Source organism: Algoriphagus sediminis (genome assembly GCF_030403435.1).
GTDB lineage: Bacteria > Bacteroidota > Bacteroidia > Cytophagales > Cyclobacteriaceae > Algoriphagus > Algoriphagus sediminis.
This window is the reverse complement of sequence record NZ_JAUEPH010000004.1, coordinates 423018-441140: the sequence shown is the minus strand read 5'-3', so window position 1 is coordinate 441140 and position 18123 is coordinate 423018. Positions and strand designations below refer to the sequence as shown.

17 protein-coding genes are annotated in these 18123 nt (G+C 38.5%); all 17 read left to right on the top strand.

What is annotated here, in order from left to right; translation table 11 throughout:
- The first annotated feature begins 1 nt into the window (after position 1).
- A complete protein-coding gene (gene asnB, locus QVH07_RS11260; RefSeq protein ID WP_290000432.1) occupies positions 2-1846 on the top strand; it encodes an asparagine synthase (glutamine-hydrolyzing) in 1845 nt (614 codons plus the stop codon).
- Entirely contained in the window at positions 1846-2811 is a 966-nt protein-coding gene (locus QVH07_RS11255; protein WP_290000431.1) for an MraY family glycosyltransferase, read from the top strand. Before asnB ends, QVH07_RS11255 begins: the two co-directional genes overlap by 1 nt.
- Positions 2808-3758 (top strand): hypothetical protein, encoded by a 951-nt coding sequence (locus QVH07_RS11250; RefSeq protein WP_290000430.1) that lies wholly within the window; start codon positions 2808-2810, stop codon positions 3756-3758. The genes QVH07_RS11255 and QVH07_RS11250 overlap by 4 nt, the downstream gene beginning before the upstream one ends.
- A gap of 393 nt (positions 3759-4151) precedes the next feature.
- On the top strand, positions 4152-4622 hold the full coding sequence (locus tag QVH07_RS11245; RefSeq protein ID WP_290000428.1) for a nucleoid-structuring protein H-NS: 471 nt from the start codon (positions 4152-4154) through the stop codon (positions 4620-4622).
- A gap of 25 nt (positions 4623-4647) precedes the next feature.
- Positions 4648-5226: a hypothetical protein gene (locus QVH07_RS11240; RefSeq protein WP_290000426.1), complete on the top strand. Its 579-nt coding sequence runs from the start codon at positions 4648-4650 to the stop codon at positions 5224-5226.
- Positions 5223-6062, top strand: coding sequence for a hypothetical protein (locus tag QVH07_RS11235; RefSeq protein WP_290000425.1), 840 nt, complete (start codon positions 5223-5225; stop codon positions 6060-6062). The genes QVH07_RS11240 and QVH07_RS11235 overlap by 4 nt, the downstream gene beginning before the upstream one ends.
- A complete protein-coding gene (locus QVH07_RS11230) occupies positions 6049-8499 on the top strand; it encodes a leucine-rich repeat domain-containing protein (protein ID WP_290000423.1) in 2451 nt (816 codons plus the stop codon). The genes QVH07_RS11235 and QVH07_RS11230 overlap by 14 nt, the downstream gene beginning before the upstream one ends.
- 232 nt (positions 8500-8731) lie before the next feature.
- Positions 8732-10273, top strand: coding sequence for a hypothetical protein (locus QVH07_RS11225; protein ID WP_290000421.1), 1542 nt, complete (start codon positions 8732-8734; stop codon positions 10271-10273).
- Between the two features lie 47 nt (positions 10274-10320).
- Entirely contained in the window at positions 10321-11820 is a 1500-nt protein-coding gene (locus tag QVH07_RS11220) for a hypothetical protein (protein ID WP_290000420.1), read from the top strand.
- Positions 11821-12016: 196 nt separating this feature from the next.
- Positions 12017-12316, top strand: coding sequence for a four helix bundle protein (locus QVH07_RS11215; RefSeq protein WP_290000419.1), 300 nt, complete (start codon positions 12017-12019; stop codon positions 12314-12316).
- Between the two features lie 112 nt (positions 12317-12428).
- A complete protein-coding gene (locus QVH07_RS11210) occupies positions 12429-12935 on the top strand; it encodes a helix-turn-helix domain-containing protein (protein ID WP_290000418.1) in 507 nt (168 codons plus the stop codon).
- Positions 12936-12946: 11 nt separating this feature from the next.
- Positions 12947-13678 (top strand): O-methyltransferase, encoded by a 732-nt coding sequence (locus tag QVH07_RS11205; RefSeq protein ID WP_290000417.1) that lies wholly within the window; start codon positions 12947-12949, stop codon positions 13676-13678.
- 3 nt (positions 13679-13681) lie between these two features.
- Positions 13682-14539 (top strand): glycosyltransferase family 2 protein, encoded by an 858-nt coding sequence (locus QVH07_RS11200; RefSeq protein ID WP_290000416.1) that lies wholly within the window; start codon positions 13682-13684, stop codon positions 14537-14539.
- 58 nt (positions 14540-14597) lie between these two features.
- Positions 14598-15551, top strand: a complete 954-nt coding sequence (locus tag QVH07_RS11195; protein ID WP_290000415.1) for an ATP-grasp fold amidoligase family protein — start codon at positions 14598-14600, stop codon at positions 15549-15551.
- A 99-nt stretch (positions 15552-15650) separates the two neighbouring features.
- Positions 15651-16601: an ATP-grasp fold amidoligase family protein gene (locus tag QVH07_RS11190; RefSeq protein ID WP_290000414.1), complete on the top strand. Its 951-nt coding sequence runs from the start codon at positions 15651-15653 to the stop codon at positions 16599-16601.
- A 50-nt stretch (positions 16602-16651) separates the two neighbouring features.
- Positions 16652-17428 (top strand): ABC transporter permease, encoded by a 777-nt coding sequence (locus tag QVH07_RS11185; RefSeq protein ID WP_290000580.1) that lies wholly within the window; start codon positions 16652-16654, stop codon positions 17426-17428.
- Positions 17429-17548: 120 nt separating this feature from the next.
- A complete protein-coding gene (locus tag QVH07_RS11180; protein ID WP_290000412.1) occupies positions 17549-17923 on the top strand; it encodes an endonuclease domain-containing protein in 375 nt (124 codons plus the stop codon).
- The last annotated feature ends 200 nt before the right edge of the window (positions 17924-18123 follow it).

Genomic DNA, 18123 nt, shown 5'->3' with positions numbered 1-18123 from the left:
TATGTGCGGAATAGCAGGATATTGGAATAGAGAAGGAAAACCAGCCGATAAGGAGATTCTAAAAAGTATGACAGATGCTCTTTACCACCGTGGGCCAGATGCTGGTGGATATTTCATCGATGGTTCATTGGCCTTGGGTCACAGAAGGCTATCCATTCTCGATCTTAGCGAGCATGCTAACCAGCCTTATCATTCCGCCTGCGGTAATTTCAGTTTGGTTTTTAATGGTGAGATTTTCAATTTCCAAAGTTTCTATCCAGAGCTTAAAAACAAAGGCTACACATTCCAAACCACTTCTGACACTGAGGTCCTTCTTTATCTTTTGATGGAGTATGGGATGGAAGTACTTTCTAGACTCAATGGTTTTTTTGCTTTTGCATTTTTTGATAAAAAGAAGAATAAGCTATTCCTGGTGAAAGACAGATATGGCGTAAAACCATTATTTATTTATCAGGATGAAGAGGGGATGGCTTTTGCTTCTGAGCCCAAAGGGATTTTTGCCAAAGGCATTAAGAAAGAAATAAGGGAAGACAGATTATCAGAACTATTTTTCTATAGGCATGTCAGTGGAACAGACACCATATTTCAAGGTGTGGAAAGGCTACTTCCGGGATACTTTCAGGTTTGGGAAGATGGTGTATTGAATTCACAAACGAGATGGTATCACTTGGGTGAAGAGGCGAGAGATTTTTCAACAATCAAGAATCCTTTGGAATGGTATTCGGAGACTTTCTTTGATTCAGTGAAGCTCCGCATGATTTCTGATGTACCGGTTGGCACAATGCTGAGTGGAGGTTTGGATAGTACGGGTGTTCTATATGCGCAGCACACCCAGGGATTTAACGACATTAGTACCTGGAACCTGAGATTTCCTGGCTTCGCAAAGGATGAATCCTTTCTCGCTGAAAGGATCTCCGAGGACTACGGTGTAAAGTATAATGGATATGAATTTATTGGTTCCAATCTCGTCGGATTGCTTGACGAATCCATAAGAATAAACGATGAGCCTCTGATGCATTTCACTGATGCCTTGCTTTTGGGTTTATCCAAAGAAGCCAAGAAAAAGGTAACTGTTCTACACACCGGTGAAGGTGCAGATGAAATCATGGCTGGTTATGTTCGTTATAAAATATTTGGTAATGAGGCCAGATACCATGCATTACATTTGCTTAACTATGTGCCCGAGCGTTGGCTGAAAAAGGAACGTTTAAGAAAACTTCAACGGTACCTTGCTTCTGGAAATCCAGACTTTCATATTTTGACCAATGCGAACGAATACTATCTTGGGGACATTAAAAAACTTGGGTTGGAGCATTTGGATGTTTTGCCTCAGTACAGGGTGGAAATCCTCGAGGAAGGGAAGAAATTTTATCCGAATAATCGTTTAAGACAGCTTCTCTATTTAGAGCAGCACACTCATCTAAGCTCATTAAATGATAAGAATGACCGAACCACAATGGGTGGATCCATCGAATGTCGGGAACCATTCTTAGACTATCGCTTGGTAACAGGGATCGCCTCCCTCCCGGATAAATACTTTTCTACAAAAGGAAAGGGGAAATATTTAGCCATGAACACCATAGGGAAGAAGCTGCCAGATTATATCCAAAACCATGAAAAAATCGGATTGGCTATTCCATGGAATGAATACATGCTCAACCTTCCTGAACTACGAGAGCATCTAGAAACGATGCATGAAAACCCACTTTTTCAAATGAGCTGGTTGAAATATGTGGATGTGAAGCAAATTGTAAATGAATTCAAGGCAAATCCGATAAAAAACTACACTTTTATTAGACAATTGTTTTTTAATTCTTATTGGTACTCTAAGACATTTAAAGATTAATGGTTTTATCCCAAATCATAGTATTTCTCATACTTCTACTGCTTAGCCTGATCTATCATAGGTTAGCAAAAAAGTTTGGGATCGTAGATAAGCCAAATCACAGAAGCTCCCATTCTCACCTTACCGTGAGAGGAGGGGGGATTATTTTTCCTTGTGCAGCTGTACTCTGGTGGTTTAGCTATGATTTCCAGCATACTTGGATGATCATAGGTCTTCTCTGGGTATCAGCTATTTCGATGTTGGATGATATTTACAGCCTGTCGGGTAAACTGAGAATGACCGTACAGTTTATAGCTCTATCCATGGCTTTTTATGATTTGGGGCTTTTCGAACAGATGAGCTGGTGGAGTCTTCCCATTTTGTACTTTATAGGTTTGGGTATCCTGAATGCCATCAATTTTATGGATGGAATCAACGGAATATCTGGTCTGTATGCCGCAGTGTTCTTCGGTACAATCTTGGCAGTAAATACCTATTTGCCCATTTTTGAAGTAAACCTGATCAATTATGAGATACTTGCAATTGCAGTTTTTCTAATATTCAATCTTCGGAAGAAGGCGATTATGTTTGCCGGGGATATTGGTAGTATTTCCTTGGGATACTTAATGATTTATTACCTCGCAGATTGGTATCTGTATAGTGGAGACTGGACCATAATCATTCTCCTCATGGTGTATGGTATGGACGCATTCCTCACTTTGGCAAACAGGATTAGAAAGAAAGAAGATATAGGAGAGCCGCATAGATCACACTTATATCAGCTTTTGGTGAATAAGGCCAAAGCACCTCATGTGATCATCGCCTTAGCTTATGCAGGTATACAGTTCGGGATTAATATTTTGTTTTTCGTTTTGCCTCAGGATACTCCAAGTCCATATGCAGCTTCGATTATCCTTGTAGCCGCTGCCGTTATCTATATCGGTGGTAAGTCTTTTGTCGAACGAAAATTTGCCACTGATTCATGATGGAAATTGAGCTGCTGAATATTTCTAATTTTTATTCTAGCTACTACCTTCTTGCTTTAAGCAAAGTTGGAAAAATCGTTTATCGCCCTGAGCCACAATTTGAAAAGTTTAATAATCGGGGTTTTGTCATTTTTCGATTTCGAGGAAAACTAGGGGTGGTGGATAATCATGATCCAGTCGGAGTAGAGGAAGAGCTGTATAAAACGGCTGATTTTTATTTTGCTACAAATAAGCTTCTGGACCATCCTTCGTATGATCAGGAAAAAGTGAAGCCTATCTTTCCACATTATCCTGTGAATATTATGGGGCTTTATTTGAGGCTTTATGGATTCAGTTTGTTGACTAAACTTAAACCTCGGGATTTGGCCAGGGAGATTTATGTTTTGAACTCCAGACCGGGTTATGAAAGTCTACCCGAAACGAATTACCATCATGGAAATTACGTTTTCTTTTCTGGGAGTACCTGGAAAAAGGAGCCGTGGGCAAATGAGATCAGGGCACAATTCATTCGTGCCTGCAAAGCTAATCCTGACATAGAGTTTGAAGGAGGGTTTATACCCAGATCAGATGGGAATAATTTCGGCTATGATTCTGAGCTAAATACTAAAAAATACAACCCAAAAGAGTTTTCCAGACTAAGTTCAAGATCTCTTATTTCTTTGAACAACCCCGCGGTACTGGGAGCAGTAAGCTGGAGGCTGGCTGAATATTGGAATAGTTCTTCATTCGTTCTTTCTTTTCCATTTAAGATTGATCTTCCGAAGGTTCCAAAGGATGGAATGGAAATTTGTTATATAACAAATGAAAAGGAATACCCGGAGCTAATAGAAAGGGCAGTTAAAGACAAGGATTTTCACGAAAGAATTTCCAGAGGTGGAAAGTCGTATTTTGAAAACTACTGTACCCCTGAAGCGCAGGGTAAATATTTACTATCTTTTTTTGGGTAGTTTTCTATTTGTCAAAAGAAAAAAGGCCTTGGGAATCCCAAAGGCCTTTTTTTATTTATTGGCTTTCGCCAAAACTTAACTTAACACAGAATAAAGTTCAGGGATTAAATCGGTAAAAAAAATACCCAGAAATGGGTATTTTTTGGGGGTAAATGACCCATTTTTCATTTTTTTGCTCGAATTTCATCTCGAATAAGATTAGTTATTGAAGACAGAAAGCTTCCAACAATGCAACTGATGTTTACGCTTTAGGAATCATTCACAAAAGTCTTTTCCCTTTGGTATATATTTTGTCTTGAATGACTCGTTTTTTATTTAATTTGCACGAATGTTTCCGAAGCCCGGAATCAGAATGGTACATAATCGATAACACAATAAAAACCCATTTGGATAATGAAAAAAAGTCTATTTTCCTTTTCAATCAGTAGAGCCTTGGTCTTGGCCATTATGGTCACTTTGGCCATGGAAGCCTGTAAAAGTAAAAAGAAGGTAGCAGAGCCTGCGCCTCCTCCTGCACCTGTTGAAGAAGTAGAAGAAACACCACCTCCAGCGCCTCCAGCTCCGGCACCTGAAGAAGTTGCAGCACAGAAATTGGAAAATGCCTTTAATCAAGTGGCTGCAGCAGGAAATACTTCGATTGCTAATCAGTCTGTAGAAGAAACCCTTTCCATGTTTTCAAATCAGGAAGCTCCTGTTCTTATAGTTATTCATGAAGAGAATGGCATCAAGGACTATGACGAGCCAACCACCATTCGTAAATACTTAGAATACCTAAAGGATACGAAGAAGAATCTTAACTATATCAGTGATATCAGATTAGATGCTAACGGTAAAGTTTCCGAATTAGAGCTAAGAAGAAAATAACCACAAAACCTTTAAAAAAAGTAAGATGAAAAATAGAATATATTTAAGTGCTATAGTTTTCTTTTTGGCTTTGACCTCAGGTTTTTCTCAGTCAGAAACTATCAGCCCGGCAAGAAAGCAGGCTATTGATTCTTTGGCCCTGGAGAAAGTTAAAGATCTAAGTCAATACATTTCCATAATCGGAAGCAAAGAAACACAGTTTTCAGAAGCCAACCGTGTCATGGACCGTGCTGAAGAGCTTTTCGCTCCAGGCGCAGAGATGGGTGTTTCAAGCATCAATTCAAATGATATCGCTTATTACAAAGTTCGTCGCTATTTCGAGAGATTGATGGCTTTGAACTACGATAGAGTGAACATTACCTGGTACGATATTCAATACATTTCCGATTTGGAAAGACAGCCAGATGGTAGATATGTAGGCGTAATTACAGTTTATCAACGTTTCGAAGGAACTTCTATAGAAACCGGTATGAACTATAAGGATACCACGAAAAAAGATATCACCATTTATGTAGAGAAGAAGCAGACTCAGATCGCTGGTCGAACCATCGATTTCTGGGATGTAATGCTGGGTGATGTGAGAGTGACGGAAACTTCAGCATGAGATTAAGCCTGGCGCTATTTGCGGTATTTTTTATCTCAATTGGTTTTGTTTCTGCTCAGACATACAGAGGATCAGGGACAGTAATCGACGATGGAAGATTTGCCGCTTCTACAAAACAGCTTAATCAATTCTTTAGACGATTTAATGCAGAGGAATCTCCCGATGGTAGCAAGCGCTACTATCCGGGAGATTCTCTTTATCATAATATCCCTTTAAGACAGGGGTTCATCCAGATTCTTTTTGACAACCAGACCTCATCGGTGAATCCCTCCTTAAAGAAGGAATTTATCGATCATGTTTTATCAGGAGTTTATCCTCAATACATCAATTTTCATAGGGATGGATGGTTTGCTGAAGTTGAAACTGAATTCATTTTCAATGGTCGGAGAGAACAAGCCACGCTTTTCTTAAAAATTCAGCCGGAAGGACTTGGCTACGAGTGGGTGATAGAAGAGGTGAGTTTTCCTACCTTTCAAAGATTATTTAATAAACCCCAAGGTGAAAACAAGGATTTCCTGCATCCTCTAAGCCATGAACTGGGTTTTATGAATTTGCGGCGGGCTTTTCAGGATTCCGGTGCTCCGGAATCTTATACAGAAAAGGCTTTTTCTCCAGACTACCTGACTTTGTTTTTATATGAAATGAATAAGGGGAATTTACGTTTTGAAACAGTCAAAGGAGTGAAATTTCATTTTTTTCAGATTGACGGATGGTATTTTGAAGTCAATCAATTTAATCGTCCCGGCTTCAATACTGGCTGGCTTATTGCAAACTTAGTAAAACTTAATCCAGGGGATCAAGAAACTATTTTGGACTTTATTTATGATCAAAACTAGGGTATTCATACTCGTTATTTTTGCTTTTTCTTATGCTTTGCCACTCTGTGGCCAAAGCATAAAAGGCTATTCCAAAGAAGAAATCGCTGAATTTTCAGAAAAGGTGGAAGATCAGGTAAGATTCCTGGAATACCTCTTGAATACGGTGGGGGATAGCGAAACTCCTGCCCGTGATAAGGATGTGGTTATTCGTGAGAGCTATTTAAAGATTTTTAGGGATGAAAAGGTACAAGTGGAGGATGATCTAATTTTGGACAGGAAAGTGGTGATAAATAAGGATGTGACTTCTTACATGAAGGACATCGAATTTTTCTTCCGGGATGTGGAGTTCAAGTTTAAAGTGCGTGAGGTGAAACCGGGACAAAAGGAAAACGGGGAGGTTTTCTTCCTGGTCTCATTGGATAGAACTTTGACAGCCAAACAAAATTCCGGTGAAGAAATCTCTGATACCAAGGATAGATTTATAGAGATTAATCTTGAGGAAAACACTCAGGAATTGAAAATCGTGAGCATGTACACCACCAAGCTCAGTAGGGATGAGGAACTTTTAGAATGGTGGGAGCTGCTGGATTCTCACTGGAAAGGATATTTCACCGATCGTTTTGAACTAAGTGAATTTGATTCGGTGGATATTGATATGATCTATCGATTCGTTAGTGTGGATTCACTGGATATCTCAGGAACAGATTCTCTAATGGATCTCACTCCGCTTGAGTCACTCAGGGAATTGAAATATGTGGATTTAAGTAATACGCAGATTGACTCTTTGGCTCCACTTTCGAATGTTACATTTTTGGAGCGCCTGGATATCTCGAATACGCCTGCAGAGGATATTCAGTTCATCAAATATTCCGATCGTCTTCGTTTCCTTGATGTCTCAAATACCCAGGTCAAAGATATCAGCGAGCTTGTGAATCTCGAAAGTCTGGAGGAATTAAGGGCAGAGGGTACTCCTATCATGAGTTTCGCGGTTTTGAATGAGTTTAAGTCCTTAAAAAATCTACATCTGAGAAGTAGTGGTTTTAATAATGCCGAGAATATAAAGGACCTTAAACAGCTTGAAGTGCTGGATCTTTCTCAAAATTACATCGTCAACTATTCCCAACTTCAAGGATTAACGTCCCTGAAGTATCTTGACCTGTCCGAAACTAATATCCAGGATTTGACTCCTTTAAAGGATATGAATGAATTGGTCGAGCTGGATTTAACCAAGACTGAAATAAGTGACCTTTCGCCCCTCAATAACAAGGAGAATCTGGATAAAATTCTGGCAGATGAAACTCAACTAAGTGTGGTGGCCGCAGATAATTTCATTCGTGCCAATCCGGATATTCTTTTGATTCATCATGTGAAGGATTTGCGGGCATGGTGGGATCGACTTTCAGATTCCTGGAAATCTGCGCTTAGGGAAAATAATTCCAATCTAAAATCTAATGATCCCGGAATAGAAGTCTTAACTGAGACAATCGGTTTAGAAAGCCTCGATTTAGGCGGGAAAAGCATAGAGACCTTGAATCCAGTCACCAGGTTTGTAAAGCTTGTGGAAATTGATTTTTCGGATAATCAGGTTAATGATCTTCTGCCTCTTTCTGAAGTAAGAACGCTTAGAAAAATTTCAGGAAAAAATACAGCCATTGAGGATTTGGAGCCAATCAACGAAAATGAAGAATTGATAGAGTTGAACTTCGATGGAGCTCCGATTAAGAGTATTCTCCCAACATTGGATTTACCTAATCTGGATCAGATTCGGGTAAATGATGGGGAGTTCTTTCTGGAGGAAGTTCCTGAGATACTTATTCAAAGACCAAATTTGGTCATCATTTACAGAGATCAAGAATTGAGAAGCTGGTGGAATGAGTTGGATGACGATTGGAGAGGGCTTTTAGCCAAAACTTTTGAGATAAAGGGAGATCCGGATTCCCGTAAGCTTCACGAAATGACAGGTGTTTCATCTTTGACTTTCAACCAAACCAGTATTAATGATCTCACGCCTCTATTGAAATTTGTGAACCTAAGAAGTTTAGAAATCTTTGATGCTCCATTAGCAGATATTCAGCCAATTGCGAATTTGGATCATCTTAAAAAATTGCGTCTTTCTCAGGTTCCAGTGGTGGACTTTTTGCCAATTAGTAATTTTTTCATTCTTGAGGAGCTGGATATTTCAAATACAGGGATCGAGGATCTGGACCCTTTGGCGAACCTGACCAACCTTAAGTATCTGAACCTTTCGGGCACCAATCTTAGAAATTTGAAGGGGCTAGAGGGTTTGGTTTCTCTTGAGGAACTTGATGTGGCCAGCACAAATCTACGATCACTTCGTCCGATAGAGGGGTTAAAAGGATTGAAAAAGCTTTCTTGCTTTAATACAAGGGTAAGTTCAAGGAGTGTGGAAAGCTTCAAAAGTGAAATACCTGACTGTGAGGTCAGGTATTACTAAGTGTGAAAAAGAAAAGGGTAAAAAAAATGCTGAAAAAAATCCCTTTAATGGTTCTAGAAAAAGTAATGAGAAAAATTGCTTAATCACCCTGACATAAATGTATACTCTGTAAGTCAAAAAAAAATACCCAGTACAGGGTATTTTTTTGTTTTTCAGGGTGTTAGTTTTCCACAAAATTATCCTTTTTAAATAGATAGTTGTATTATTTAGGTGATTTCAATTCAAGTAATTGATGAGTAAGTTGGCCTCTTGGGTATTGTTTGTTTCTTTTTTCGGCATCTTGATGCTGATCATATTTGCGATTCCTCGAGGGTTTGACTTTTCTGATGAGGGCTTTTACCTGCTTTTATCTGATCCTTTCCAAAGCAACAAAGCTGGCATAATCAACTATGACCTTTTCTTTAAGCTCTTATTTAAGCTCACAGGTCTAGAGTTTGGAATTATTGGCATTAGGGTTTTCCGATTGCTTAGCTATCTTTTAGGAGCCTTTTTTTTATCAAAGGCCTGGAGGAATATTAAGGATGAGGAGACTATTTCTACCATTGTATTTTTGATTTCAGCTTTAGGTCTATTTGCAGGATATGGCTTCTTGCCACCTTCACTTTCATATAATTCATTAAGTGTTGTCGCTGTGTGTATCTGGTTTTTGGGAATTTCGAAAAGAAATATCCGAAACCAAGACCTTTTTCTCATAGGGGTATCATTTTCAATTCTCTTTTATTCTAAGATTTCCGCCCTTGTTGGATTGCTTCCATTGACTTGGTTTCTTCTTTACAAGGCTAAGATTAGTTGGATTAAAATTTGGATAATCATGGTTCCAGGATTGTTCCTTGAATTTCTTTTTTTATTGACTCTTAATGAAAATGGAGTTTCTAGAATATTGGAAGGATTGAGTCGAAATGCGTTTAGAGAGGATTATGGAATAATTCAGCTAATTAGGTATTCTGCAGTGGGGCCTCTTTGGAGCTTGATAGTATTTACTCCGATTTTCATTTTAGCGCAGATATTGAAAAGTGGGATAGTCCAACAATCAGTACTATATGTCATTTCCTTAAGCCTGGTGCTTTGGATTTCTTTTATAACTAAAATGGCAGATAGCTGGGTACATGTTTTCTATCATTCTGCTTTAGCGGTTCTTGCTATTCTGCTCGGAAATGGGGGTTTTAAAAATATAAAGTCCAGAGAAAGGATGATCTTTTGTGTCCTTTTGATTTTGCCATACGCACTACATTTTGGGAGCAATGTCTATTGGTTCAGGCTGGGAATCCATTACATTGTTTTTCCAATTCTAGCGATTTGCTTACTAATTGGATCCGATTTTAAACTTTCCAATTCCAGGAAGTTTTTAATACCCCTTTATTCAATGTCCTTTTTGGTGTGCCTATATGGTCTATGGATATCCCCGTTTGAGGGAGTTCCAAATTGGAAAGCTGATAAATCATGGGTGTTTAATGATGGAAAAAGCATTCAATTGTCAGCTGAGTATATCGAGTTTCTCAAAGAGATTAACTCAGAGGTAAATGGCTATGAGTCCGGGGAAATAGTTTCTCTCTATATGAACCCAGGCATTTTATACCTATTGGACCGGCAGTCTCCTGAAATTCCCGGCTATTGGTCAGAATCTCAAGCAAGTAACTTTTTAAAGGAGGAAAAGCTTGGTTTGATTCTATATAATGGATTAGTGGAGTTTCCATTTGCATCAGAGGCCTGGAAAGTAAAAAGAGTTTTGACCCAACCAAACGGAGAAAAACTTGAAATCCTGGTGAAGAAATGAGGTATTTGGAACGATCTGGATTTTGGATTGCACTAGGATTTTTGTCCATGTTCATACTATGGTTTTTATCATGGCGATTTCAAACCAATGATGATGTAATCATGATGTGGTTGGTTTCTGGGGCCTATACCGGAGTACCGGAACCGTATGCAGTTTTTATTCATCCAAGTTTGAGCCTTTGCCTTTCCGTTTTATATGATCACTTCCCGAGGTTTAATTGGTATGGATTTTTTTGGTTTCTGTTTTTATTTTTTGCTTACACAGGTTTAATTCTGACAATTTTCAAGGCTATCAAGCCTGAATTGAGAATAATCTTCTGCACTTTAATTTTTGTGATTTCCATCCATTTTTGTCTCTTTCCCCAATTTACCCTTGTGGCAGGTTGGTGTATGATTTCCGCCCTGTTATTACTTTTTAGCGAAGGTGGTTCCCGGAAGGACACAGGTCTACAACTTTTCGGATTCGTTTTGCTGGTGATTGGACTTTTGGTGAGGATTGAATCTTGCATCCTTGTTTTTATTGGCTGGATAGTCTTTCAGGTATTTTCAAACGGTATGAGGACTCTGTCAAAAAACCTTCCTCGTTATGCCCTAATTATTCTATTTATTGGATTGGCCTTCGGATCAAAATTGATTTATGAGAAGAAGAATGTTGATAAAGAATTCCTAGCATTTAATAAAGCCAGATCCTCCGTCATAGACCATCCCGGTTTTTATCATTTATCGAGGAATAAGGGAATAGAAAAAGGGACAGACTGGAAATATTTTTCCAGATGGTTTATGGATGACCTTGACTTAAGTGTGGAAGAATTAGAAGCAAAAAAAGATGAACTTGATCAGTTGATTTTCTCAAAAAACAGTTTTAAAAACTCAATATTAAGACTTTGGATTATAGGAAAAACAGAATTATTTAAGGTGTTTATTTCGTCGGTCATAATTCTATTGTTTCTGGTAATGAGAAAGAATTGGAAGCTTTCATCGGGTGCAGTTTTATGGATCTTGTTTTTTCTTTTGATGAATCACTTTTTTCTTTTGCAAGGACGGGTTCAAGTGCTTTTTGCCCTTGTTTTTCTTTTTCCAATGCTTATGCCTGGCTCGCGGTTCAAATGGAACCTACCGACTAAATGGATAGGATTTGTTTTGCTGGGTTTACTCTGTCTGCACTTTATTAACACCAGGATGGAAGCAAAGGAAAGGCATTTGATGAACCAGGAATTTTTCAATTTACTGTCTGAAAATAATGGGGAAGACCCAGTTTTTACCGAGGGCTACATGGAATACCATTTTGAGCATGTCTATCATAAAGATAGTTTGGCGCCGGTCATAAGCTTTGGATGGATTAGTAATAGCGAATTTCAATCAAAAGCTTTAAGAATACGTAATATCTCCTCTATGCGGAACTTGGATTCCTTCCATCTTTTTCAAGCTAAATCTAAGGAACCACCCATATTCCCAGATTATGTTTCCTTTCTGAATGGTAAGCTCTATTTACAAAAAATTGAGAAAGGCCAGTATTTTAATTTTTATGAATATTCAAAAGTTCAATAGGGATTTGGTGCCTATTGGTTTTTTTGCACATACTAATATATTTGCTATTGAGTAATTTTTTTACTCAATGCTAATTCCCGACTGGGACCGAAAGGGCGAAGCTTTCTGCAGTGTAAAGTGAATAGTTTAAAGTGGAAAGTGGCCGTTTAAGCTAGGTGAAACAAAATTCTTTATAAGGCCCTAAACAGTAAGGTTCGTGGAAAATCCCATCCAAAATAGAACTATTCACTTTGCGGAAAAAATTATTACCGCCTATCTATTTTTAAGAGAAAACAAACATTTCCGTCTTGCAGATCAGCTAGTTGGAGCTGGTACTTCAATTGGCGCGAATGTAGCAGAAGCTCAGGTCGCTCATTCCAAACGTGATTTTATAGCAAAGTTGACCATTGCAAACAAAGAAGCGAAGGAGACTCAATATTGGTTAAACCTTCTGGACAGGGAAGGGCTTTTGCTTGATTTTGAGGAGATTAAATTCTTAAAGCAGGAAATAGGATAGATTATTCTAATCCTCAATTCAATAATTATTAAATCTGGACAAAACCTCAATCCCAAAAAATAGGATCCATACTTCAACTTTAAACTCCGCACTTTAAACTTTTAAACAAATTTTGCTCGATTCATTAGTTACTTCAAAGACTCGAATTAAACTTCTTCTGAAGTTTTTTTCGCATACTAATTCAGGCTATTTGCGCTCACTTGCCAAAGAATTTGATGAATCCACAAACTCTGTCCGGGTGGAGCTAAACCGACTTGCTGAAGCTGGTTTGCTAGTTTCAAATGATGCAGGTAAAACCAAAGTTTATAAGGCCAATGAAGCGCATCCATTTTTTGGTGAGATCAAAGGTATGGTGGCTAAATTTCTGGGCTTAGATGATTTGCTTGAAAAAGTAGTGAAAAGAATGGGAAATGTAGAGAAAGCCATCATCACGGGTGATTATGCCAATGGGATTGATTCAGGCGTCATTCAGATGACCTTGATTGGTAAGGACCTCGACCGGGAATATCTAGACTTCCTAATTGAAAAGACTTATGAAAAAATCAATAGAAAAGTGAGTGTCACCATCCTTGAGAAGGATTCTGACGAGGTTTCGGGTATTTTAGTTTATGGTAAATAAAGCATAAAAATTTGAGTAGACCATCTTCCATATATATAAAACCTTGGTATAAAATTGTATTAAGGTATAGTGATGAACTGCGGAAATATATTTTTGCAGGCAGGCCCATTTCCCAGGCATTGGGGGCTTTCCAAATTTACTTTCAATACAACAGGCAAATAAAATCCCACTACGAAGAGAAATTACCCTGGATTACTCATTATGCATATGAGCGGCTTAAGGGACTCGTCAAACCAGACATGAGGGTTTTGGAGTTTGGTATGGGAGGAAGTACTTTGTTTTTCAGGAACCTAGGGGCTGAAGTATACTCTTTTGAGCATGACGAACAATGGTTTAATAATGTCAAAGGCGAATTGGAGGCAGACGATAAAGTTCATTTGAACCTGATTAAACCGGAGGTAAATGACCCAACAATAGATTCAAATTACTCGAGTGAACATGGCCTTTTTTCAGAAGGACTGACCTGGAAAGCCTATGCACATGGGGCTGATCATTTCGATAAGGAATTCTTTGATATTATTCTAATTGATGGACGTGCCAGACCACAGTGCTTACGGAATAGCATCTCAAAACTTAAAAAAGGTGGAATCCTTGTTTTTGACAATTCTGATCGGGATTCCTATCAGGAAGCGATTGAAGAAGTGCTTGGAGGTTGGAGCAAAGAGGTTTATTCGGGAGTGACTATCTACGATTGGGCCTTTAACGAAACCAGTATTTTTTTCCATCCTGAATATTTGAAATAAGTCATGCCTTTGGTTTCCATTCTCATACCTAATTACAACAAACTTGGATTTATAGAGGATACTTTCCAAAGCCTTTTAGCTCAGACCTTTCAGGATTGGGAGTGTATCGTGGTTGACGATCATAGTGATGACGGATCCTTTGAATACCTAGAGGAATTGTCCGAAAGGGAGAGTAGAATAAAGCTTTTTAAACGACCTGATCATCTTCCAAAAGGTGGTAATATTTGTAGAAACTTTGCTTTCGAAAAATCTTCAGGAGAATTAATTCAATGGTTTGATTCTGATGATATTATGTTGCCTAATTTTTTGGAAGATAAAGTCGAATTTTTGAAAGAAAATCCTGAATTCGCCTTTGTGGTATCAAAGGTTCAGATTCATTTTGAGGAAGATTATCAGGGCGAGAAAAATTTCGAGCATTCCATGGAGTCGGAGAACCCTATTCCGGATTACCTGAATTTTAAATTACTTTTTTTACCCGGAGGACCCATGTTCAGAAGAAAGGTATTTGAAGAAGTTGGGCTTTTTAATCCAAGTCTGAGAAAGCATCAGGAATGGGAGTTATTTTTTAGGGCTGTTTTAAAATATCCCGAATGGGGAATCATTCATGATGAAGGTTATATCTACCAGATAAATAATGACAGTATCACAGCTCGAATGGACCAAAGAGATAAATTGGTTGAGGCAGAAATCCATGCGATTCAGACCGCTTTGAGCTATTCTACAAATCCTCAAATTGCTTTGGCACCGGCCAAAGTCAGGCAAGAGTTCCTACTTAGATATCTAAGGTTCAGTCTGATTCACAAAAAGGGGAGTAAAGCCTATTGGTTTTTATCTGAATATTTAAAAGGAATTTTCCGATGAGGCTTTCTTTTTCTTCTCAGCTTAATGATTATCTGGATTGTAAAAAGAGATTTTTAATATGAATCTAGGAACAAGCAGATTCGCTTCCGGAGTTAGAAAAATTAGAGATAGACTTTATCAATTAAATCAAAGAATCAATGGCTACCCGTCACTTAAAAAGCTCTTTTACTCAAGAAATGGGTATGCCCTTGATTTAAGAAACCCAATCACCCACAATCAGAGGATAGTACATAAAATGGTCACTAATCGGGACCCTTTGATGGTTTTGACGGCTGATAAAGTTAGGGTCAGAGATTACGTGGGAGATAAATTAGGTCACGAAGTGGCCGAACAAATCCTAATACCTGTTTATCATATCAGCAAAAATGGGAAGGATATTCCATTTGACAGGATAAAGGATGAATTCTTTATGAAAGCCAATCACTCGAGTGGCGCAAATCGACTGGTTAAGCCTGGGGATGATAGAAATGAGTTAATTAAGCTCTGTCGGCAATGGCTCAGTACTTCCTATGGGCAATTCCAATTCGAATGGGCTTATCGAGATATTCCGCGGAGAATTATTTGTGAAAAGGTGATTCGGGATTCTAATGGACAACTTGCCAATGACATCAAATTCTACTGTTTCCATGGCAAGGTTCGGTTGATCTTGTTTCTATCAGATAGGTTTACAGGAAATCCTAAAAGACTCTTTACCGACGAGCATTTGAATGAAATTCCTGGCGCTCAAATGCTAAAAAAGAAAAAGCCCAAGAGTTTACCTGGAATAGTCAATTTTGGGTGGATGAAAGAGCTTTCTGAAAAGTTAGCGAAGCCGTTTACCTATTGCAGAATAGATCTGTATCAGGTGGATGGTAAAACCTATTTTGGAGAGATTACGCATTACACGGGTGCTGGTCTTGATTACTTCGATGACTTAAAAACTGATCAAACCTTCGGAGAGCTTTGGAAGTCAAAAAATAAGCATAAGAGCTTTTTTGATCTTTACAAGAAACAAGAGATTTCAGTCGCTTGATTTGAGGGTCTTTCTCATTTAAAGAAGTCACTTTTTATAACCGACCATCGAAGAAGAGATAGGTTTTTTTATACATAAATGGCAAGTCTTTAAAAAGTTATGTCGATCAAATCAAAACTTAGAAGGCTTTACTATTCTTGCTTTCATGCAAGTCAGAAGCTTTTGGGCTATCCCAGAGCCCATAAAGTTTTTATGACATTTCATGGCTATCCTTTGGATTTGGAGAATCCTTTAGCTCATAATGAATGGATTGTTCACAAGATGATTAAGGATAGGAATCCTTTATTAGTAGAGACAGCTGATAAGGTCAGGGTAAGGAATTATGTGAAAAGAAAGCTAGGCAAAGAGTTAAGTGATCAAGTTCTTATCCCAGTTTACCATATCAGTGATTCAGTGGAAAAGATACCTTTTTCTAAATTGCCTGAAGAGTATTTCATGAAGGCAAATCACTTTTCTGGTGCAAATAAACTTGTAACCAGCAATGATAAGCCTTCTGAAATCCAAAAGCTAGCGAAGAGCTGGCTGGATTCTACCTACAGGCAAAAAGATCACGAATGGGCCTATGGACAGATTAAGCCAAGGGTTCTTTTTGAAAAAGTCTTGAGGACGCCTAATGGTAAAATTCCTCAAGACATTAAGTTTTATTTTTGGCATGGCAGATTAAAAATGATCCTTTTTGTAGAGGACCGGTACGAAGACATGAGATGGTTCTTCTGCGATGAAAATTTTAAGGAAATAAAAGGGGCTCAAGTGCATGATGTTAAGGGGGCAGATGAGGCTCGCATTCCTACGAATATTTCTGAAATGAAAGAATTGGCCGCTAAGCTTGCCTCAGACTTTGACTACTGCCGAATTGATCTTTATGAAATAGAAGGCAAAATCTTTTTTGGAGAAATAACCCATTATACGGGCGGGGGCTGCTGGCAATTTTCCGATATCAATACAGATTATGTTTTGGGACAATTTTGGAAAAAAGAAAATTTGGACAAAAACTATTTTGAGCTCTATAAAGAATTCGAAAAGAGCAATAATTTCCAACCAATCAATTGAATAAAAGCGACAATCATTACAAAGTAATCGAACCCAGCTCAGGTTGGAAAATGGTCGATTTTAAGGAGCTATGGAGATATAAAGATCTTTTGTATTTCTTGACCCTTAGAGGAATCAAAGCCAGATATGCTCAGTCTATTCTAGGAGTCTCCTGGGCCATCATTGTTCCACTTTTCACCACTCTTGTTTTCACCATTGTATTTGGAAACCTGGCCAAGGTGGATTCTGATGGGATGCCTTACATTTTATTTTCCTATCTGGCCCTGTGGCCTTGGAATTACTTTTCAGGAACGCTCACTGAATCTGCGAATTCTTTGGTCCAAAATGCCAACATGATCACAAAAGTCTATTTCCCCAGGATGGTACTCCCTCTATCTGCTATCCTTTCTAAGCTTTTGGATTTTACGATTGCCTTCGTGGTTCTACTCGGAATGCTCATTTATTTTGGCCAAGTTCCGGGTTGGGGAATTCTTTTTCTACCCATTCTACTCATTCAGTTATTGATGTGCAGTCTTGGGATAGGAATGTTTCTCTCTGCTTTGGCAGTGAAATACCGAGATGTCAAGCATGCGTTGACCTTTCTGGTTCAGTTGTTATTGTACGCTGCGCCAGTCGTTTATAGTACCTCTGCTGTCCCTGAGCAATACCAAAGCTTATATGTCTTAAACCCAATGGTGGGCGTAATCGAAGGGTTCAGAGCTGCCTTTTTGGCTCGTCCAATGCCTTGGGAGTGGATCTGGCCCGGAAGTATTGTTGCAGTGGTGGTCTTCGTTTTTGGAATGTTTTACTTCCGAAGGATGGAGAGAATCTTTGCGGATGTTGCATAGCCACCCCCGACCCCTCCTCAAGGAGGGGAGGTACGCTATCAAAAAAAAATGCTAGTACTTTTTTATATTTTAATTACAATCTAAAATCCCCCTACAGGGGGGCTTGGGGGGATAAATTAAATGTCTTATTCTGATAATCTTTTTTACGGAGCCTCTCCTTTGATCCATAAAAGGGCCAGAGAGTTAAGAAGGAAATTAACCCCAGCCGAAAGGGTCCTATGGAATTTGCTTAGGAAAAAAGCATTAGAGGGATTCAAGTTTCGTAGACAACATCCAATAAGAAATTTTATAGCTGATTTTTACTGCCACAGCAATAAACTAGTTATTGAGCTAGATGGAAGTATTCACGATGAGGTGAGCCAGTCAGAGTATGACAAAGGGAGAACGGAAGAATTGAAAGAACTCGGAATAACTGTAATTCGATTTAGGAATGAGGAGGTTTTTGAAACTACTGAAGATGTTTTAAAACGTATTTCAAAGTACTTGACTCCATAAAATCTTGGCAGGCAGATCAATTAATGGAAGAATATGAAGCTTTAGGAGCAAAACTCTTCAAATTTATCGAATATGTTAAGAAATATTGGAAAACTTAGCAATCAACCAACAACAGACAACAGACAACAGATAACTTTTAACCTTTAACCTATAACCTATAACTTTTAACCAACAACCAATAACCAACAACCAACAACCTA